The 19,507-nt window shown below is 44.1% G+C and carries 17 protein-coding genes; 7 read left to right on the top strand and 10 right to left on the bottom strand.

All coding sequences use genetic code 11. From position 1 onward, the window contains the following. Nucleotides 1–124 precede the first annotated feature (124 nt). From A361_RS02390 to A361_RS02355, 8 genes are all read right to left on the bottom strand, one after another. Nucleotides 125–952: a sugar phosphate isomerase/epimerase family protein gene (locus A361_RS02390; protein ID WP_019380071.1), complete on the bottom strand. Its 828-nt coding sequence runs from the start codon at nucleotides 950–952 to the stop codon at nucleotides 125–127. Further along, nucleotides 949–1,932 (bottom strand): DUF6005 family protein, encoded by a 984-nt coding sequence (locus A361_RS02385; RefSeq protein WP_019380072.1) that lies wholly within the window; start codon nucleotides 1,930–1,932, stop codon nucleotides 949–951. The genes A361_RS02390 and A361_RS02385 overlap by 4 nt, the downstream gene beginning before the upstream one ends. Further along, nucleotides 1,925–2,203, bottom strand: coding sequence for a petrobactin biosynthesis protein AsbD (gene asbD, locus A361_RS02380; RefSeq protein ID WP_009335881.1), 279 nt, complete (start codon nucleotides 2,201–2,203; stop codon nucleotides 1,925–1,927). The genes A361_RS02385 and asbD overlap by 8 nt, the downstream gene beginning before the upstream one ends. Next, nucleotides 2,200–3,435, bottom strand: coding sequence for an AMP-binding protein (locus tag A361_RS02375; protein ID WP_019380073.1), 1,236 nt, complete (start codon nucleotides 3,433–3,435; stop codon nucleotides 2,200–2,202). The genes asbD and A361_RS02375 overlap by 4 nt, the downstream gene beginning before the upstream one ends. 20 nt (nucleotides 3,436–3,455) lie before the next feature. After that, entirely contained in the window at nucleotides 3,456–5,162 is a 1,707-nt protein-coding gene (locus A361_RS02370) for an IucA/IucC family protein (RefSeq protein ID WP_009335883.1), read from the bottom strand. After that, nucleotides 5,134–6,960 (bottom strand): IucA/IucC family protein, encoded by a 1,827-nt coding sequence (locus A361_RS02365; RefSeq protein WP_019380074.1) that lies wholly within the window; start codon nucleotides 6,958–6,960, stop codon nucleotides 5,134–5,136. The genes A361_RS02370 and A361_RS02365 overlap by 29 nt, the downstream gene beginning before the upstream one ends. 143 nt (nucleotides 6,961–7,103) lie before the next feature. After that, nucleotides 7,104–8,051, bottom strand: coding sequence for an ABC transporter substrate-binding protein (locus A361_RS02360; protein WP_009335886.1), 948 nt, complete (start codon nucleotides 8,049–8,051; stop codon nucleotides 7,104–7,106). 168 nt (nucleotides 8,052–8,219) lie between these two features. Then, entirely contained in the window at nucleotides 8,220–9,767 is a 1,548-nt protein-coding gene (locus A361_RS02355; RefSeq protein WP_019380075.1) for a helix-turn-helix domain-containing protein, read from the bottom strand. A 139-nt stretch (nucleotides 9,768–9,906) separates the two neighbouring features. Here A361_RS02355 and A361_RS02350 point away from each other — a divergent pair, with 139 nt between their 5' ends. Together A361_RS02350 and A361_RS02345 are read left to right on the top strand one after the other, a co-directional pair. Next, nucleotides 9,907–10,941, top strand: coding sequence for a FecCD family ABC transporter permease (locus tag A361_RS02350; RefSeq protein WP_019380076.1), 1,035 nt, complete (start codon nucleotides 9,907–9,909; stop codon nucleotides 10,939–10,941). Continuing rightward, nucleotides 10,941–11,972 (top strand): FecCD family ABC transporter permease, encoded by a 1,032-nt coding sequence (locus A361_RS02345; RefSeq protein WP_009335889.1) that lies wholly within the window; start codon nucleotides 10,941–10,943, stop codon nucleotides 11,970–11,972. Before A361_RS02350 ends, A361_RS02345 begins: the two co-directional genes overlap by 1 nt. Before the next feature lie 61 nt (nucleotides 11,973–12,033). On the opposite strand, the gene A361_RS02340 is transcribed toward A361_RS02345, so the two are convergent. After that, the gene (locus tag A361_RS02340; RefSeq protein WP_009335890.1) at nucleotides 12,034–12,369 is read right to left on the bottom strand and encodes an antibiotic biosynthesis monooxygenase family protein; all 336 of its coding nucleotides are present in this window, start codon (nucleotides 12,367–12,369) and stop codon (nucleotides 12,034–12,036) included. A 141-nt stretch (nucleotides 12,370–12,510) separates the two neighbouring features. Here A361_RS02340 and A361_RS02335 point away from each other — a divergent pair, with 141 nt between their 5' ends. Next, nucleotides 12,511–13,725, top strand: a complete 1,215-nt coding sequence (locus A361_RS02335) for an MFS transporter (protein WP_009335891.1) — start codon at nucleotides 12,511–12,513, stop codon at nucleotides 13,723–13,725. Between the two features lie 493 nt (nucleotides 13,726–14,218). On the opposite strand, the gene A361_RS02330 is transcribed toward A361_RS02335, so the two are convergent. Further along, entirely contained in the window at nucleotides 14,219–15,268 is a 1,050-nt protein-coding gene (locus A361_RS02330) for an NAD(P)/FAD-dependent oxidoreductase (RefSeq protein WP_009335892.1), read from the bottom strand. A gap of 210 nt (nucleotides 15,269–15,478) precedes the next feature. On the opposite strand from A361_RS02330, the gene A361_RS02325 reads away from it, so the two are divergent. The 4 genes from A361_RS02325 (at nucleotide 15,479) to A361_RS02310 (ending at nucleotide 19,403) form a co-directional block, all read left to right on the top strand. After that, on the top strand, nucleotides 15,479–16,324 hold the full coding sequence (locus tag A361_RS02325) for an ABC transporter ATP-binding protein (protein ID WP_009335893.1): 846 nt from the start codon (nucleotides 15,479–15,481) through the stop codon (nucleotides 16,322–16,324). Further along, on the top strand, nucleotides 16,275–17,201 hold the full coding sequence (locus A361_RS02320; protein ID WP_019380077.1) for an iron-hydroxamate ABC transporter substrate-binding protein: 927 nt from the start codon (nucleotides 16,275–16,277) through the stop codon (nucleotides 17,199–17,201). The genes A361_RS02325 and A361_RS02320 overlap by 50 nt, the downstream gene beginning before the upstream one ends. A 187-nt stretch (nucleotides 17,202–17,388) precedes the next feature. Continuing rightward, nucleotides 17,389–18,399, top strand: a complete 1,011-nt coding sequence (locus tag A361_RS02315; protein WP_009335895.1) for a FecCD family ABC transporter permease — start codon at nucleotides 17,389–17,391, stop codon at nucleotides 18,397–18,399. Further along, nucleotides 18,396–19,403, top strand: coding sequence for a FecCD family ABC transporter permease (locus A361_RS02310; protein ID WP_009335896.1), 1,008 nt, complete (start codon nucleotides 18,396–18,398; stop codon nucleotides 19,401–19,403). The genes A361_RS02315 and A361_RS02310 overlap by 4 nt, the downstream gene beginning before the upstream one ends. The last annotated feature ends 104 nt before the right edge of the window (nucleotides 19,404–19,507 follow it).

Raw genomic sequence — 19,507 nt, 5'->3', positions numbered from 1 at the left:
TTTGATTGTTCTCCTTCCATGTAATTTACGAGTACAGGATACTGCTCCCTGCATCTGTTCATTTAAGCAGAAATCATACTGCAGCTTAAATCAATCAAACGTTTGAATGACTTTTTTCTGGCTGTTATAAAGCTTTCTCAGCCTGAAGAACTCTCATAATTTCCTTGCTGTCTTTTGTCAGAATGTCTTTCACATTTGGTCCAAACCATTCCAAAGATGCATCCATTTCCATCAAATTCGAAGCCTCTCTTAAAAACATCCTGTAATCTACAGCTCCTTCAAATAATGAAACCATGCCTTCCCTGCTGCCCGCTGCTGCATAGACATTATTAGGAGCAAACACGCCAAGCTGGGAACGGGACTGGATATTTTTAAAATGAAAGTGCGATATATATGGACGCAGCTGTTTTAGCGCAAAGATCGGATCCACTCCTGATTCCCATATATGAAGCACATCAAAATTAACCCTTAACGCTGAATGGTCTGTTTCCTCAATGAGCTGAAGTGTGGAGGATGGGTTATCTGTCAGTGTATTAGGATGAGTTTCAACCAGAAGCATCTGTCCCTCGGCTTCAGCCATTTTGCAGAGCATTTTCATGCGCGAAACCAATTCGATTCTTTCCAGCCTGCTGATATCCGCACTGCCTTTTGTCCCGGCAAACGTTCTTATTTTCTTCGTTCCCCACCTATGTGCCAGTGCACATAATTTTTGCATTTTTGTCATTAAAACTGGAAGAGGAGCATCAAGAGGCAGATAGTCGCTCAGCATGGTCGTTTCAAGATTATAGGAGCTAAGCCACTCACTTCCATAATGAATATCTTCCGCCAGGTTTTTGGCATGTACACCCCATATTTCTATCCCCTGGAATCCATTTGTCTGGGCATAGTGTGCGATTTGGTCAATGGACTGAAGATGATGCCGGAATGAGATGGTGCAGAGAGATAGCTTCATAGAGTTGCCTCCTTCATATTTTGGGATTCCTGCAGTTTAATCCAGGCTTCAAAGCTTTTCTGCAATCCCTGCTTAATTTTAAATTCCAGGATATTTAGTTCATCCAGTTTTAAAGAGATTTCATTTTTCAAACCCAGGTTTCCTGTCATGGCAAGCTTCATCGCCCGATATTGGATAACCGTATATCCTTTTACGAGCTTCTCAATTTCATTACACCAGGCTTCAAAGCCTTCCTCTTCATACCCAAGTGAATCCCAGAAAAACGCAAAAGCATGTTCATAGGCGTATTTTCGGATGGCGAGGACAGGGAGTTCCCTTAATGCGAATGTCAATCCTGATAAAGGGTAGTTATCGCTTCCGGATGTATATAGACCGACAATCTTTCCAACTGCATCAGTCATTGGGTTGCAGTCAAGCTTAATGCATGTATTAAAATATGCCTCCACTGTTTCAGCAGATGGGGGAATGATATTGGCTGCATCAAAGAAATATCCCCCTTCAGCAGAAGGATCCTCAATAGCTGCCAAAATCCTCTCCTTCGGCAAAATTCCTTCCCAGCGGAAGTCCGGATCATACATAAACCATTCCTCTTCGTTTCCTGTCAATTCCAGCATCACATAATGCGGAAATGGACTTTGATGAAACTTATTCTCCCTTTCAGGCAGCTTGGACAAATCAAGCATCACCATTACATACTGGTGGTGCTTCTTGTTCTCAAGCAGGCCCAGAAGCTTGTTTATGTTTTCCTGTTTGCTGCGTTTTTCGTCATACCATCTATATAGCTTAATTCCATACAGCATTTCATACCATTGGTGGAAAAAATCATGGTCGATCCGTTTGGAATGATAGGTCAGAACTCCATTATCCAATACATCGAAATCAGCATCCCATACTCCGAAATAATAAGGTCTGTGATCGGCCCCTTGCGTCTTTTTGACTGCCTCACATACACAGCTCACAAAACAATGGACTTTAATCATAAGAAGCCTCCGCTGTGACAGGCTTCTGCAGGTGATTCAGAAAGTCGGCCAGGCTTCCTACAGTCCTGAAATCTTTAGGCACCAGCATTTCATCCGGGATATCAAAGCCAAGATCCACTTCCAAATGAAGGATAAGCTGCAGGATCATGATGGAATCCATATATAAATCTTCATTTAAACGGGCACCCTCATGAAAGGCCGCCATCGAAGGCAGTTCTATTTGATGCTGCATAATATCGTGTAAAGCCTGTAAAATTTCTTCTCTTGTCATGCCAGCACTCCTTCTCCCAGCCTTTTTCTGCTGATCTTGCCATTCGGGAGCTTTTCTATTTCTTCTGTCTGGATAAATTCCATCGGGATTTGGTAAGGAGCGAGATATTCCCTGCACCACTCCCGCAGTTCCTGCTCCTCTATAGGCTGGGTGCATACATACTGCGCACAGACTCTTTCTCCGGAAAGCGGGTGGATTTTTTTATAAACCACTGCTTCTGCAATTCTTGGTTCTGCCATCAGGACATCTTCCACCTCCTGCGGATATACGTTCAATCCCGCTACATTAATGGTGTCATCCATTCTTGCAAGAAATGACAGGACACCGTCTTCCATAAAGCCAAGGTCCTTAGTAAAGATGGTTTTCTCAGAATCACGGATGATAATTTCATCAGGGTTTTCCTTACTTCCAGCCTCCACTTTTACATGGGGAAGCGGATAGCCCATCTCACGGGGGTCACATACATCCGGGTGAATGGCCACACACCCTGCCTCCGAACATCCATACTGCTGAAGAACCCGGTTTGAAACACTTTTTAAAGATTCCAGCCAGCCCGATGGCATTAAAGTGCCCGATGTCATCACACAATCGAACTGTCCGCCATCACGAACCAGATGTGTTAATGTATGCAAAAGCGCAGGAGCTCCATAGAGAATATGCTTCGGATATTCCTTAATTTTGCTAAGCACATACTTCGGGTTCATATTTGTCAGAATGACCGGTTCCGAACCGCGCCTTAAGCTTGCAAATACGCCGCAGATCAACCCATATGAATGAGTAACCGGACAGGCAACAATAGATGTGGTCTGATGATCTGCCGGCAATACAGAAACATAGCTTTCCAGTTCAAGCTCGATGGAATCCCAGCTGCGTTCAATGCATTTTGGTGCACCAGTCGTACCCGAACTCATTTGGACCAGGACACCTTCACGGGCATTCTTTTGTTTTGACAGTTCGATCGGTGTATGAGTATTTCCGTAAAGCAAGCTATGACTTCCAGCCGATGAAGCTATTCGGATTGCCCCTTCTTTCGGCATGGAAGGATGGATCGGAACAATGGATCCCCCTTTTCTGCGTACAAATAAACAAAGAGCGAGCCACTGAAACACATCCGGAATACAAACAGCTAATCTTCTATTTCCGCAATCTCTTAAATGAGGAATGTTTTCAAATTCTGTATATTGCTGCTCAAGGTCATCTAATGTATAGTAATGATCATTTACAAAAAACATCTCAATTCTCCTTTTGATGGTTATCTTAAAGAGTTTTTGACATAATGGCGAAACCCGCCAGCCTCATCTTTTTGAACTTTTCTCTTCAGCAGTGATTCCGCATAAATTACCGGTGCAGTATGCTGCAGCAAATAATTTCGGAATATCAATTCCGGATAACAGCTCAGGTGCTCAGTTAAAGCTTCTCCTGTCAGCTTCCAAAATCGCTTCTCACTGAAGCCATATTGCTCTTCAAGTACATAGGACAGTTCAGACAGATGAAAAACAAATAATGTATCCATTGCCAGTTCTCTAAGCGATTCAATAGAAGACATCCAATAATACTGATCTTCCCTGCCTTTTTTAAATTGTTCATGAATGCCCGCAAACTCCGGAATACGGTTTGGCTCCTCCAAAAAGTCATGGCAATACTCAACACTGTCATGGAAATCCCTTAGTGCAACACGTGTTGGCCAGCCGTCCTTATGAAGAAGAATCATATTCTGGGCATGCGCCTCAACGGCAATTCCATGCGCGGCCAGCAAATGCCAGACAGGAACCACACATACTTCCACAAGCCTTTTCAGCCATTTTTCAATTCCATAGCGTTTCAGCCATTCGTCAATAAACGGAAATCCGTCCCTCTCCATTAATGGCAATGCCGTACAAGGCACCGCCGCTTCATCTTCTTCCATATAAAGCCGGATGCTCTCTCTCCATATAGCTCCGAACTTTGCGCAAGGTTCTTCCTCCTCGGGATGATAAGAAATCCCTGCGTATTCCTTAAGAATGACCAATGAAGCTTCATCTTTTAAAAATGGATCTCCTTCCACTGTATCTGCTATCCATTTGGAAATATGGGGTGCGGCACAAACCGCGTGTGTGTCCAGAGTTCTTAGCGATGATGTGTTCACCATATTCATCGATAGTTTCACATGAGCTTTTTCTGGATTTGTCATATTCCATAGCGTACGGACGGACTGTGTTGACCGATAAGAATCTCCGCTGCTCCCCAGAAGCACTATGTCTGCATCAGCATTTGCTAACTTCACCTGCCAGGGGTGAATGGGCAGAAATGTGTATTCTTCAAAGGTTTTGCCAATATGCTGCAAATCAGCAAGTAATTGTCCAAACATGGAAGGGCCAAGTTCCCGTTCCCAGAAACTTGTTTCATCCTCAAGCAGTTCGATTCTGGCATATTCACGTCTGACAGCTGCCCATTGCAGCTCGAATGACTGTCTTGCTTCCGGCCCATATGCCGCATGATCCCCAAGTGAAAATCCGCTTCTCGCCTTAAAGCAGGGATGGTAGGGGTGCCCTTCCCATATCTCTGATTCCAATTCTTCATAGCTGAAATTTCTCCTGGACATAGAATGCATTAGATGAGTTTCATTCCACTCACTCAGCAGAATGGTTTGTTCCAGCTCATTAATGAGCTGATTCCTTTTTTCCGGATCTGCAATAAGGTCTTCAGCCAATTCCTCAATCACGGTTTCTGTTCGTGAGCCATCAGGGTGGACTGAGCGAATGCTTCCTTCTATTAAACGCACACGGTCAAACGAAGTAATTTTCCCCTCACAGCAGTATGTTCTCCGATTTCCGAAAATCGTAAAATGTAAGAGCGGATCTTCTGGCCGTTCAGCCGATTTGGCATAATCCATTAATCCTTCAAAAATAATAGCCTCCATGAACTGTCTGAGTACTCTTCTTTCAATTGTTTTAGACAATTGCGGATGCAGCTTCAGCATAGTTTTCCTCCTTCTTCATGGCGGCGAATGGATTGGGCAAATAGGTGTATACCGCTTGTTCGTTCTTTGCCATCAGCTCATCAACATCATGAAATCGGGTTAAAAGATTGGCTTTATAAGATAATTTCTCAGATTGAAGAATATGCCGAATGAAACCTTTCCCCTGTCCAAACAATCCTTTTTCCAGAGAGCTCAGCTGGTTTCGGCACCATTTGATTAAACGGTCCTCACTGATAAGATCATCCTGCCCAAGTCTTGAGATGACTGAAAAAAGCTGATTCATGAACAGATAATACGTAAACCTTTCCTGAATGAGAGCATCCTCATAGAATAATTCCTGGCATTCTTCCAATTCAGGCAGCAGTTTGCAAAGTTTCTCTCTATGAAGATTTGATAGATAATATCCTTGATTATCCCTGTAAAAATAAGTTTCCGGGTAGCCGGAAGAAAGATCCAGAACGCTATTTTGCTGATGAGCCTCTAATGCCATCCCATGTTCATCATATAAACGAATGAGAGGCTCTATTGCACATTTCCAATATTTCCGGAACCATTCCATGCTGACATCTTGGATATTACGAGATTCTTCCAATGCTATTCTCTCAATGGTTCGGCGCAGCCTTGAACGCATGCCAGGCAAAGGATCCTGAACCAATGCCGCAATGGAAGTAATTCCTCTCTGTTTTTTTCCCTGAAATGGATTGGATCGCAGTATAACTTCAAAGCCTGATTCCTTCTGACCAGGGAATATGGCAGTAATATAGGCCGGATCATCAATCATCCTGAAAACCGAGTGTTCTTCTGTAAATCGGATTTTCTTGATTAACTCCGCCATAGCCGTGCCTGCCCTTAACTCATGGAAGCGATTTTTCCTTAGCGAATTTGTTATTTTTACCGGGACCGAAAACTTATACATCCACTCCTCTTCAGGATTGTAAACTGTCCTGATCGAAGAAGTAGCTGAATAATAAGGCCCCATACTGCCAAGGTCCTTTATAAGGCCCTTCTCTATTGCCTCTCTGACATAGTCCTGCTGCAGAAGCCATTGGGCCTGTAGAGGGTGCATTGGAATGAGGCATTCCTTTTCCGGAACAGTAAGGTGCGGCAGTGATTTTTTTATCGATTGAAGAATAATTTGACTTGCAGTTTCCTTGTCATTAGAGGATTCTTTTACCATCTCCCTGTCAAATTGGAAATAATGGAGCTGAAACTGTCCTTTTAATTCTGGCGCATAGCTTGGCTGCTGCCATCCAGTCATTCCTTGTCTGCTTTTCGGTGTAGGGTGAAGCCAGTGCCCAAACAGGAGCGATTGTTCTGCTTCAATGAAAGTACAATCCTCTGAATACAGGCTGTCCTCATCATTCATTCTCGCTTCAATATATGCCGCCATTGTCTGGTAGCTCTCAATCATCCTTAGCACAAGTTCATCAAAATGGGATGCAAGCTCATGACAGCCATTAGCTTTGGCCATCAAATGCATCTCATGGATTAGTGTAATCATCATCGGAAGTCTATCCTGGTGAATCCATTCCCGCCGATTTGAACAATATTTAAGTGCATGGCCGATTATATGTCTTCCTGTACGTGAACGATAAAGGACTTCGACAGCGAATTTAACGGACTGGCCAGATAATTCGATTTCTGCTACCGCCACCCCTGAAAGAGGGATGGATACCTGTTGTTCCTCAATCCACTCCCTGCTTTCCATCCAATGCCCGCTGTCCACTTCCCGCAAATAACTATTAATAAAAGCTTGAAACGTTGCATTTTCTGCAATTTGTTTGGCTGAATGATGCATAATTCCATCCTTTCACCGAGTCTTTAGACCTAGTAATTGATAACCATTCTCAATAACAGTTAAAAAATTTGATTCTTTTCCAATAAAAGAATCAAGATACTGGAGAGAACGGGTGCAAATGCGTCCCGGCCTCCCGCTGTAAGTTATTCGCTTAATAGAAGCGATTCAATTTCTTTCAAGCCCTTTTGACGCTCAATCGGATCCCAGAACCCCCATGTAGTGGAAAGAGTATGTACCTTGTCATTTTGAACAGCCTTCAGGCTTTTCCAAACTTCACCCTGAGTCACTGAATCGTAAAATTCACCGCTGTTAAAGAAAGTAAGGTCAATAATATTGTCAGGATTATATTTTGCTAGCCCTTCAATTGAAATATTCTCGCCAAAATCCTCTGGAAGGTTCTCAGCAGGTGTTAATTTCAAATCATCAAATAATAATGAGTTGGTTGCATGGTTTGTCAGTCCAAAAACACGAATATCTTTTTTATTGATTGCCACTGCCATGAAAGTTTCTTCTCCTGTTTTCTCACGGACACGTGTTCCGATATCCTCTGCTTTCTTCTCCAGGTCTTCAATGACTTTCTTTCCTTCATCAAGCTTGCCTACAGCTTCTGCAACTTTCAGGTGATCTTCCTTCCAGTCACCGCCCACTTCAACAACAACTGTTGGGATAGTTTCAGAAAGCTGATCATAGAGCGGCTTATAGCGATCACTGATGATAAGAAGATCCGGATCAAGCTTCACGATTTCTTCTGAATTCATTTCATCAGCATAAGGGAGCGCCTTAACACCTTCAAGCTCCTTCGTTAAATGCGGCGGGAACTCATTATCATATGCCATTACCGCATAGGGCTTTACCCCTACCGATACAAGTGATCCTTCCCAGGAAACATGTGAAAGCAAAACTACTTTTTTCGGTTCTGCGGGCACTTCTGCTTTTCCGAAAAGATGTTCAACCGTTCTGGTTTCCTCTGTCTTTTCTTTCTCTTTCTTTTCAGATGCTTCTGTAGAGGCCTCTTCACCTTTACCGCATCCTGTTAAAATTATTAAAAATAACATGAAAACAATGCTCCATGGAGCACAAAACTTCTTCATGGATGATTCCTCCTAAGCAATAATGAAATTCATTCTCAATGATAATCATTATCACAGCGGCTTAACATGGACTTTTGCAACTTCTTGCATGGACAAAACATACAAAACCTGCAATCCACTAAAAATAGGGTCCAGCGGAAAAAACAGCTGGACCCTTGTTCGCATTAATTAAGCCTTAAGTTTTGCTTTCAGCAAATCGTCCGGAAACGCCTCCAGCATTTTCTTTCTCCCAAGCGGTCCCCAAGGATCCCACTCATGGCTGTCAGGATAATATACCTCACCTGTTTGGACAGCACGGATCTTATTCCATTCGGGAGTATGCGCAGCTCTCCAAACATCTCTTTCATGGCTCCATAAGATGAGTAGCTTATCGGGATTAAGATCAGCCACATCCTTCAGGCCAGCAATCCGGTATCCTTCAAAATGCAAATCAGGATGAGGCTCGAAACCCAAATTCTGAAAGAACAGATTGAGCAGAGCATGCCCGCCCTGTCCATAAAGACGGATTTCCTCCGGGCGGATCCAAATGACTGCCCATCTGCCTTTTTTCGTTATTGGACATAGCTTATCTCTTACTTTACATTCAAGGCAGCGGATGTCTTTTTCTATGCATTCTGCCCGGCTTGTACATCCTATCATAGAAGCGATTTCGTAAAGATACTGCCGCCAATCCGGCTGCAGCTGAATATGATGGACCTTCTCCTGCTGTGAAAGAAGCACATTTTGGAGCTGATAATTATGCAGAGGCGTCTTTATGATTCGATCAGGCTGTGTTATGAGAATAGCCTCTGGCTGAAAGGGCTTTTCTGCATTAAGGAGCATGGTGCCCTCCAATTCTTTTTGAAGATAGCTCGGCACTCCATTGCTGGCAGGATAAACAGTTGGATAGGATGGCGCTGCAACAGGCTGTACACCCAGCGAAAGGAGATGGTCCTGCAAAAAGAGCTGACTGACTACCGCAATTCTTTCCTTAGCCCTTTTCATAAATACAGATGGCGGCAAGCCTGCTTTCATTTTAAAAAGACGGCTGAAATAAAACTCATCCTGCATACCGATTTGCTGCGCCACTTCTTTTGCCGTAATCCCTTTCTTCTGCAGCATAAGCTGTTTGGCTGCTCTCATTCTTTCTCCATTCAGGAATTCCTTCGGTGCCATCCCGGTTCGTTTTCGAAAGGCCCTGGTAAACGATACTGGGCTCATGTTTGCTTTAGATGCCAGCTCTGCCACCGTAACCGGCTGGGACAGATTATTTCTGATCAGGTCCACTGCCTCTTCAATCCCGTCTACTTCTGTCCTGTCTGTCAGAATTGACATCATATTCCACAGCTGGGACTGAAATCGGCACTCAGCCGATATCGATTTATCTTTGTTCCATTTCCTCAGCTCTTCCCACAAGGGCACCATCTTTGATGGCTCCTGATTAGCCAGTATCCCGGAAAGAAACCTGGAAAACACATCTTTATCCTTTGACCAGGTGAGTATATAAACCGTTAACAGGTCTGCAGATGCGGAAGTAATTATGCCGGTTTCCGAGAAAAAGCAGCTCTTCCCCGCCTCTATCTTCAGCCGGCGATTGCGAGTTTCGATTGTGCCTTTCCCTGCTGAAATATATATAAGTGTAAAATCATTGCTATTTTCATTGATGGTTTTCGACAATCCCCCTCTCAAGCTTGAAACTGCAATTTTATACGGTTCAAATTGTTTGCCGCTCAGCATATACAAAAAATACTCCCTTCTTTTTCCTTAAATAAGAATTGACAAAAGCTGTGAAAGGATAGTAGATTAATTACGATTATTTAGAACGATAACGATTATCATTTTCACTTAAAATTTACATAGAAAAGGACTGAATGTAATGGCCAGAACCGCAGCTGACATAACAGAGCACAGGCAGCCTGTACACCAAAAATCTATAAAATGGGGCCTGGCAGGAATTGTGCTGGTGCTTATCGGGCTGCTTGCATCGATTGGGCTGGGTGCAATCTGGATTCCCCCTTCCGTGGTGTGGGAGTCATTTGTCTCCTTTCAGGGAGGCCAAATTGAACATCAGCTTATCAGAGAAGTCAGGCTTCCCCGGGCATTGACCGGGGCACTTATTGGGGCAGCTCTTGCTGTAGCCGGCACCATTATGCAGGGAATTACACGCAACCCGCTGGCAGATCCCTCCATAATCGGCATTACACATGGAGCGGGCCTGGCCATCGCAATTGCACTTGCTTTTCTTTCCGGCGGTTCATACTGGGTTCTGCTCATCTGGTCATTTGCAGGTTCCGCTGCTGGAGCCTTGCTTGTATTATCTTTCTCCATGCTGTCAAAAGAGCGGATATCACCTGTCACTTTGACACTGGCAGGAGCAGCATTAAGCACTTTGTTCAGCGCTCTTTCAACCGGCATCGCCCTTTATTTTCAGAGTGCACAGGACCTGAGCTTCTGGTTTGCCGGAGGTCTTTCAGGAACACAATGGCGCCATGTGTATATTTTGCTTCCCGCCGTATTTTTAGGCTTGCTCCTGTCCCTTTGGATCAGCCGCTCCCTGACAATCCTGGCATTGGGAGAAGAAGTGGCTGCAGGGCTTGGTCAATCTCAGCAGAAAGTCCGCTGGATCGGGCTTGCAGCGGTTATATTATTATCTGGAGCGGCCGTTTCCATTGCTGGAGCTATAGGCTTTATCGGACTGGTGGTTCCCCATATGGTCAGGCTTTTGATTGGGTCTGACTACCGCTGGCTTATCCCGCTTAGTGCCATTGCAGGTGCACTGCTTCTAATAGCGGCAGATATCGGGGCACGGATGATCAACCCGCCGTTTGAGACTCCTGTCAGTGCTGTTACTGCACTAATCGGTGTTCCATTTTTCTTATATTTGTCCAGAAGGAAAAGGGGGTATATGTAATGGATTGGAAACAGGCTTTACTCCAATCGCGGGGCTGGATGGCAGCCTTTATATTCCTTATCCTGGTTACTTTTGTACTAAGTCTCTCGACTGGTGTGATGCCAGTAGGAATGAATGAAATTTTGGCTGTTCTTTCAGGCAGCGGCACTCCGAAACAGGAGCTCGTACTGCTTCATTTAAGATTGCCAAGAATGATCATTGCCCTTCTAATAGGAGCAGGCCTGGCTCTTTCCGGCAGCATCCTTCAGGGGCTATCCCGGAATTCACTGGCTGATCCCGGCATTCTCGGCATTAATGCCGGGGCCGGATTAGCAGTTGTTCTCTCAATCTACCTGTTCGGGCAATCGGGAGGAAGCCTTCTGGCAAAACCGTTCTTCCTTCCCGTATTTGCTTTCGCCGGAGCACTCGCCATTGCAGCTCTGATCTATCGATTTTCGTGGAAAGGCGGAATAGACCCGGAACGGCTTCTCCTCGTTGGCCTTGGATTTAATGCACTATGTGGTGCCTTGCTGCTGATCCTGCAGCTGAAAATGGATCCAAAGGATTTTCAGCAGGCAGCCATTTGGCTGACTGGCAGCATCTGGGGTATTCAGTGGCCATATGTGTGGGCACTCCTTCCCTGGATTCTTGTTCTGATGCCAGTCGCCTTTATAAAAGCAAGAACAATGAATATCCTTCAATTCAAACAGGAAGTTCCTGTTGCACTCGGCTTAAGAGTCGAATCCGAACGCCGGCTTCTTCTCTGTCTTTCAGCCGCTCTTGCCGGAGCATGTGTAGCAGCTGGCGGCGGAATTGCTTTCATTGGACTCCTGGCGCCACATCTGGCACGCCGCCTTTGCGGCCCCAACTATTTCAGCAACTTGCCTTTAGCTGCACTAATAGGCGCGGCACTTGTTCTCATTGCAGATATGATAGGAAAAAATCTCCTTGCACCTGCAGATATTCCGGTTGGGATCGTCATCTCCGTAATCGGAGCTCCCTATCTGATTTTCATGCTTCTCACCCGGAAAGGCACGGGACTGAAAGCTTAATAGATAACAATCACATAAAAAATGCCCATTCAAAAATCCCTTTATGAATGGGCATTGCACTTTATTTAATTTCAGCTGGCTCACGGTACTGCTTCTGGCCCAATGAATGATAGACATCCTGACGGCTATCAATAATATATTCTGGCTTCGGCTTGCCGCGGTTTGCCTTGTGCCCGGCAATATGGACATCACTTGTTTCCCACGCCTTCCAGGCTCCTTCCGATTCCCAGCGAATCATAATAGCCACTTCTTCGTCCCCGCTGCGCTGCTTCTTCTTTAAAACATTCAAATCAATGAAGCCCGGCTGCTCTTCGATTATTCCTTCCCCTGCAAAGCGCTCGACTAGCTTATTTGAATGGCCTTCTTTCACAGTAATCGTTTTTAATTGAATAAACATATCTGTTCCTCCCCTGCTTCTTTTCTGTTATTATAATTGATAACGATTTTCATTTTCAACTATTTTAAAAAATAGATTCATTATTTCCTTGGTTTATAGTATCTTTAGATTATCGAACTAATCAGAAAACGGGGCCTGAGTATGTGGAAAAATAAAAATGTTTGGATTTTATTAACCGGGGAGTTTATAGCAGGGCTGGGCTTGTGGCTCGGTATAATAGGGAATCTGGAATTTATGCAGGAAAAGGTTCCCTCAGATTTTCTAAAGTCGCTTATTTTGGCTGGCGGATTGCTGGCAGGGATTGCTGTTGGACCCTGGGCAGGAAGAATAACTGACCAAATCAGCAAGAAGACAGTCATGCTGGCATCTGGCTTCGCCCGGGCATTGAGCGTTGTTTTTATGTTAATTGCCATACAAACCGGGTCAGTCTGGTGGATGGTTATTTTTCTGGTATTCCTGCAAATCTCGGCAGCCTTCTATTTTCCAGCTCTGCAGGCTGCCATTCCTCTGGTTGTGGAAGATAAGGACCTGCTGCAGCTGAATGGAGTCCATATGAATGTGTCCACACTTTCCAGAATATTAGGTACTGCTTTAGCTGGCGTTTTGTTAGTTATCTTGCCATTATCAATGCTTTACATCGCTTCGCTTGTCGCTTATCTGATTCTCTTTATAATCACCTTTTTTATGGATTTTGAAGAATCCTTCTCAAAGGAAAGCAGGGGAAGAAACTCAAGCAGTGGCAGCGGAGGCTTCAAGGAAGTATTCCCGATTATTCAAGGTCTGCCCATTGTGTTTATGACATTGATCCTAACCTTGGTTCCGCTTCTGTTCCTTGGCGGATTTAACTTAATGGTCATTAATATCAGTGAGCTTCAGGAAAGCTCATCCATTAAAGGCTTGATCTATACGGCAGAAGGACTCGGCTTCATGCTTGGCGCATTCATTGTCAAACAAATCAGCCAAAAACGTTCGCCTTATGCGATCCTGTTTTTCTTCTCATTCATCATCGGACTATCCCAGCTGCTTCTGTACTTTGCAGATGTGCCTGTTCTATCCATACTGGCTTTTTTTATTTTTGGGTTTGCCGTCGGCTGTTTCTTCCCTACTGCTGCTACCATTTTCCAAACAAGAGTGCCAAAGGAATTTCACGGAAGATTCTTCTCCTTCCGAAACATGCTTGACCGTGTAACTTTTCAGATTGTCCTGCTCCTGACTGGATTCCTTCTGGACGCAGTCGGCCTTCAGATAATGGTCGTGATCTTTGGAATACTGTCGCTGATTATGACGGCAGCATTCTTTGCTAAATTCAGGCAGCTTAGGACAGAAGCTCAAGTAAAAGAAAAGATCAGTACGTAAGAAAAGCGGAAGCGCCTTGCCCACGAAGGAACGCAGACTAAGAACGCCACGTCCTGTGGCAACGTCTGCATGACCCCCATCCTGGGGGCCTCAAGCACAAGACGAGCCTCACGGAAAGGCGTTCTTTGCCTTTTTGGGAGGCTTGTCCGAAATGTGGAGGCGACTGCCCAGGGACGACAAGCATAATACGAGCCCTTCCAGAAGGTGTTCTTCCCTTCTGGAAGGGCTTGACTAGTCTTTCGTCCCTAGGAGCCGCAACTAGACAGGCTTGTGACCTCGAGAGGGTAGGCGCTGGAACTAGAAAGTTGTCAGACTTCAGATTGTATAAATCTTACCTTAAAAAACCGGTCCACATCGTGTGGGCCGGTTTTTCACTGCTAGTTCGCCTTAATTCCAGGCGTTTTTTCAATTTATGTGCGGATAGAATTTTTTCTGTGCGCATAACCAAGTTTTATGTGCGAATAAAAAAATTTATGTGCGTTTAGTTTTTATCCTAGTGGACCAGCTGCTTCACCAATTCCCGATTCCGTTTTTTAAAAACATCATTATGAGATGAAACCATCGCAGCTGCGGCAGCATCCGGTTCAATGTACTGCTTCGCTTTGTTTACTGCATTGGCAGCATCCTGGAATGCCCCGGCAATTAAGTGAAGTTTGCCGTCATGCTTTAGGATATCCCCTGCAGCATATAGCCCTTCAACCGATGTTTCGCTGTTTGCATTGCCTGCAATATAGAAATCTTCGAGCATTTCAATATTCAGATTGCTATTTTTTAAGAGTTCCGTATCCTGTTCATAGCCATGATTAATTACTACTTCATCAATCTGCAGATAAGAAACTTCGCCAGTTTCATTATTGGTCAATTCCACCTGTTCAATTTCCTCGTGATTTCCGCCGGCAATTAATTTTGTGATGGACGTATGGTTAATGCAGATAACCGAACTATTCATCAGCTGTGAAACCTGAGCTTCATGGCCAGTCAAAGCATCTCTCCTGCAAGTGATGTATACCTGCTTGGCAACGGGCTCCAATTCATTTGCCCAGTCTACTGCAGAATTTCCTCCGCCTGAAACAATTACAGTCTTATCTTTAAAGTGTTTAAGGGATTTGACTGTATAATTCAGATTGGAAACTTCAAAACGCTCTGCCCCTTCTATCTTCAGTTTCTGCGGCTTTAAAATTCCGCTGCCAACAGCCACAATGACGGTTTTCGTATAGTGCTCTTCTCCAGAAGAACCTTTTAAAACAAATAAACCATCTTCATTTTTGGCAATGGATTCTACCTTTTCATTGAGAACAACCGTTGGATTAAACGTTAGCCCCTGCTCCACCAGCTGTTCAATCAGTTTTGCCCCAGGAGTCGGAGTCAGGCCGCCCACATCCCAGATCATTTTCTCCGGATATACATGTATTTTACCGCCAAGCATCGGCTGAAACTCGATCAGCTTTGTTTTCATTTTCCTTAATCCGCTGTAGAAAGTGGAATAAAGACCAGCAGGTCCGCCTCCAATGACCGTCACATCAAACACTTCAGCATTTTTCATTTACCGTTCACTCCTATAACCAATTACTATTGATTATCATTCTCACTTCAACTATACGACCTTTCTTCTCCTTTGACAATGAAATTTTTTCTGAATACTTTTCCTTTAAATACTATTGACATAAAAATCAGATAGACTTATAGTAAAAAAGAACCGATACTGATAATCATTATCACTAAAATATATTCTCAACTAAACGGAGGTTACATAATGGTCCGCCTATATACAGATGGCTTGAACATTGGATATAGTGAACGCTTGATTGTGAAAGACCTTAGTGTCCAGATTCCCGATAAGAAGATCACGACTATAATCGGCCCGAATGGCTGCGGAAAATCAACCCTTTTAAAAGCGATTACACGAATCATTTCTCATCAATCAGGCACTGTCATTTTGGACGGCGAGAACATTTCAAAGGAAAATACAAAGATCCTTGCCAAGAAAATGGCAATTTTGCCGCAAACACCTGAAAGTGCAAGCGGTTTAACAGTTGGCGAACTGGTCTCATACGGTCGCTTTCCTTATCAGAAAGGATTTGGCAGATTAACGAAAAAGGACTATGAAGTCATTGATTGGGCTCTTGACGTTACTGGGATCAAGGATTTCAAATTTCGTCCGGTTGACGCCCTTTCCGGCGGCCAGCGTCAAAGGGTCTGGATTGCAATGGCTCTGGCACAGGAAACAGACATCATTTTCCTTGATGAACCGACCACTTACTTGGATATGGCCCATCAGCTTGAAGTTCTCGAGCTTCTCCAAAAGCTGAACCAGGAGCAGGAACGCACCATTGTAATGGTCCTTCATGATTTAAACCAGGCAGCCCGTTTTGCTGACCATATCGTTGCATTAAAAGATGGTGAAATTGTTAAGTCAGGAAGCTATGAGGAAGTCATTACACAGGATGTCTTAAGGAAAGTGTTCAATATTGATGCAGTCATCGGGCGCGATCCCCGCACAAACAAACCAATGTGTATTACTTATAATTTACTAAAAGGAGAAAATCAACATGAAGAAACTATTGATCCCGTTTACGATCTTGCTGCTTCTGCTTATTAGCGCCTGCGGCAATACAGAGCAAGGAGAATCAAAAGAAGGAGAACCAAAAGAAGATAAGAAATCAGGCACCTTTACTTATGAATCTGAAACCGGGCCGGTTGAAGTCCCGGCTGATCCTAAGAGAGTTGTTCTCCTTTCCGGGTTTACAGGAAATGTAATGCAATTAGGCGTAAATATCGTCGGTGTGGACACATGGTCCAAGAATAATCCTCGTTTTGAAGAAGAATTGAAAGATGCTGAAGAAGTATCTGAAGATAACCTGGAAAAAATAATTGAATTAGAACCAGACTTGATCATTGCATTATCTACTGTAAAAAACTACGATAAACTTAAGGAAATTGCACCAACTGTAACTTATACATGGGGTAAATTAGATTATCTGTCACAGCATGAAGAAATCGGCAAGCTTCTTAATAAAGAAGAAGAAGCAAAGAAATGGGTGGCAGACTTTAAACAGCGTGCTGAAACAGCTGGTGAAGACATCCGTGCAAAAATTGGAGAAGATGCAACCGTTTCTGTATTTGAAATCTTTGATAAACAGCTTTATGTGTTTGGCGATAACTGGGCACGCGGAACTGAAATCCTCTATCAGGCAATGGACTTAAAAATGCCTGAAAAGGTTAAGGAAATGGCTCTTAAAGATGGTTATTACGCTATTTCAACAGAAGTGCTTCCAGAATATTCCGGAGATTACATTATTCTGAGCAAATACTCTGATGCTGACCATTCTTTCCAGGAAACTGATACGTACAAAAACATCCCTGCTGTAAAAAATAACCGCGTCTTTGAAATGGAAGGCAATGGTGCTTCCTTCAGTGATCCTATCACACTTGATGCACAGCTGGAGTTCTTTAAAGAATCATTTTTAGGAAAGTAATACTGCAGGAGGGATTCTTATTTTGGGAATTCCTCTTTCCTATTTAGAAAAGCGGAAGCGCCTTATCTACGAAAAGAATCAATTCTGTTATTATAAGAACAGCGAAAAGTTCCCGCATGTCAGCTGGAACTAGACAGTTTTCGAAGTTTAAGGCAGTTCTGATCCCATAAAGAAAGATGAGAGTACAATGACAAAAGATGCTCAACCCTTTATTCCATTTATCTATAAACTCGCCGCAGGCTTTGTTATCTTTGCCGGCATGTTTGTGGCTGCATGTGTGTTTGGAGCTGCGGATGTAACGGTCAAAGATGTTTGGCTGGCGCTTACTTCCAATGCTTCTGGAGAAAAAATTTCGATTATTCGTGAAATCCGTCTTCCTCGTGAAATTGCTGCAGTCTTCGTTGGAGCTGCGCTTAGCATTTCCGGTGCCATTATGCAGGGAATGACAAGAAACCCTCTTGCTGATCCAGGCTTGCTCGGATTAACGGCTGGAGCAAATGCCGCACTTGCATTAACTCTTGTGGTCATTCCTTCAGCAAATTACATAGGGATTCTCTTCGCCTGTTTTATCGGTGCAGCTGTTGGAGCTTCGCTGGTTTTCGGCATTGGCGCCATGAAAAAAGGAGGTTTTTCTCCTATTCGGATCGTATTGGCCGGAGCCGCGGTGTCCGCCTTCCTTTTCGCAATAGCCGAAGGAGTCGGCATTTATTTTAAAATTTCAAAAGATGTCAGCATGTGGACTGCAGGCGGAATCATCGGCACATCCTGGAGCCAGCTGCAAGTGATTGTCCCGGTTATTTCCATTGGCATTCTTGTTTCTCTTTTTCTGTCCAAGCAGCTGACTATCTTAAGCTTAAATGAGGAAGTGGCAGTAGGTCTGGGGCAAAATACAACTCAGATTAAGACCATCCTTTTCATCTTAGTGACCCTGCTTGCTGGCGCATCAGTGGCACTGGTAGGCAATATGGCTTTTATCGGGCTGATGGTGCCTCATATTGTCCGTGCTATTGTAGGTACAGACTACCGTTTTATTCTTCCCATGTCTGCCCTGACAGGAGCTTCTTTTATGCTTCTGGCCGATACATTAGGGAGAACCATCAACGCTCCTTACGAAACACCGGCAGCTGCTATTATCGCCGTTATGGGGCTTCCTTTCTTCCTGTTTATTGTTCATAAAGGAGGTAAGGCGTTCTCATGATTCAGCCAGAGTTAGTAAAAAAACAGCGAATTTTAATGGCCGTGTTATCAGCACTCATTATTGTTACCATTGTGATTGGAATGGGATTAGGCTATGCCTCCCTTTCATATGACCGATTGCTCCCGACTATTATGGGACAGGGCACATTTAAAGAAGAATTTGTGTTATTTTCCATTCGGCTGCCGCGGGTATTTATCACTGTCTTGGCCGGCATGGCACTCGCATTATCCGGTGCCATTTTACAAGGGATTACACGCAATGACCTGGCAGATCCAGGCATCATTGGCATAAACTCCGGTGCCGGAGTTGCTATAGCGGTTTTCTTTCTGTTCTTTCCGATTGAAGCTGGCACTTTCATATACATGCTGCCTTTATGCGCATTTTTCGGCGCTTTACTTACTGCAATCCTTATCTATGCTTTTTCCTATAAAAAAAGCGAGGGGCTTCAGCCTGTAAAGATGGTGCTGGTCGGGGTCGGATTTTCCATGGCGCTTTCCGGTGTCATGATTGTCCTGATTTCTTCAGCGGAAAGAGAGAAAGTCGATTTTATAGCTAAATGGCTATCAGGGAATATCTGGGGAACGGATTGGCCGTTCATTTGGGCACTCCTCCCCTGGCTTCTTCTGCTGATTCCATTTACTTTATATAAAGCAAATCGCTTGAATCTATTAAGCTTAAGCGAGCCTGTCGCCATCGGGATAGGGGTATCCATTGAAAGAGAACGGATCGTCCTTCTGCTTACAGCCGTTGCATTGGCCGCTTCAGCTGTGTCGGTAACCGGCGGAATTGCTTTTATCGGCTTAATTGCACCGCACATGGCTAAAGCGCTTGTTGGACCGCGGAATCAGCTTTTCATTCCGATTGCTATCCTTTTAGGAGGATGGCTTCTCTTATTCGCCGATACGCTTGGCCGGAACCTGGTTGATCCTGACGGCCTGCCAGCCGGCATTATGGTTGCACTGATCGGTGCTCCTTATTTCATGTATTTACTGCTAAAAAAATAGCCGATTAAAAAGACGTGTTCGCACGTCTTTTTATCTTTTTGAAATGTATATTAATATATTAATTTCTTAAAAACATGTTTCTTCCTGCTTTTTTCAGGGCAATA

This window comes from Cytobacillus oceanisediminis 2691 (assembly GCF_000294775.2).
GTDB classification, from domain to species: Bacteria; Bacillota; Bacilli; order Bacillales; family Cytobacillaceae; genus Cytobacillus; species Cytobacillus pseudoceanisediminis.
This window is presented reverse-complemented; position numbering and strand designations above follow the sequence as displayed.

What these genes read in the sequence shown, in the direction of transcription:
- A361_RS02390 (WP_019380071.1), bottom strand. Translation starts at nt 952, where the DNA reads ATGAAGCTATCTCTCTGCACCATCTCATTCCGGCATCATCTTCAGTCC.
- A361_RS02385 (WP_019380072.1), bottom strand. Translation starts at nt 1,932, where the DNA reads ATGATTAAAGTCCATTGTTTTGTGAGCTGTGTATGTGAGGCAGTCAAA.
- asbD (WP_009335881.1), bottom strand. Translation starts at nt 2,203, where the DNA reads ATGACAAGAGAAGAAATTTTACAGGCTTTACACGATATTATGCAGCAT.
- A361_RS02375 (WP_019380073.1), bottom strand. Translation starts at nt 3,435, where the DNA reads ATGTTTTTTGTAAATGATCATTACTATACATTAGATGACCTTGAGCAG.
- A361_RS02370 (WP_009335883.1), bottom strand. Translation starts at nt 5,162, where the DNA reads ATGCTGAAGCTGCATCCGCAATTGTCTAAAACAATTGAAAGAAGAGTA.
- A361_RS02365 (WP_019380074.1), bottom strand. Translation starts at nt 6,960, where the DNA reads ATGCATCATTCAGCCAAACAAATTGCAGAAAATGCAACGTTTCAAGCT.
- A361_RS02360 (WP_009335886.1), bottom strand. Translation starts at nt 8,051, where the DNA reads ATGAAGAAGTTTTGTGCTCCATGGAGCATTGTTTTCATGTTATTTTTA.
- A361_RS02355 (WP_019380075.1), bottom strand. Translation starts at nt 9,767, where the DNA reads ATGCTGAGCGGCAAACAATTTGAACCGTATAAAATTGCAGTTTCAAGC.
- A361_RS02350 (WP_019380076.1), top strand. Translation starts at nt 9,907, where the DNA reads ATGGCCAGAACCGCAGCTGACATAACAGAGCACAGGCAGCCTGTACAC.
- A361_RS02345 (WP_009335889.1), top strand. Translation starts at nt 10,941, where the DNA reads ATGGATTGGAAACAGGCTTTACTCCAATCGCGGGGCTGGATGGCAGCC.
- A361_RS02340 (WP_009335890.1), bottom strand. Translation starts at nt 12,369, where the DNA reads ATGTTTATTCAATTAAAAACGATTACTGTGAAAGAAGGCCATTCAAAT.
- A361_RS02335 (WP_009335891.1), top strand. Translation starts at nt 12,511, where the DNA reads ATGTGGAAAAATAAAAATGTTTGGATTTTATTAACCGGGGAGTTTATA.
- A361_RS02330 (WP_009335892.1), bottom strand. Translation starts at nt 15,268, where the DNA reads ATGAAAAATGCTGAAGTGTTTGATGTGACGGTCATTGGAGGCGGACCT.
- A361_RS02325 (WP_009335893.1), top strand. Translation starts at nt 15,479, where the DNA reads ATGGTCCGCCTATATACAGATGGCTTGAACATTGGATATAGTGAACGC.
- A361_RS02320 (WP_019380077.1), top strand. Translation starts at nt 16,275, where the DNA reads ATGAAGAAACTATTGATCCCGTTTACGATCTTGCTGCTTCTGCTTATT.
- A361_RS02315 (WP_009335895.1), top strand. Translation starts at nt 17,389, where the DNA reads ATGACAAAAGATGCTCAACCCTTTATTCCATTTATCTATAAACTCGCC.
- A361_RS02310 (WP_009335896.1), top strand. Translation starts at nt 18,396, where the DNA reads ATGATTCAGCCAGAGTTAGTAAAAAAACAGCGAATTTTAATGGCCGTG.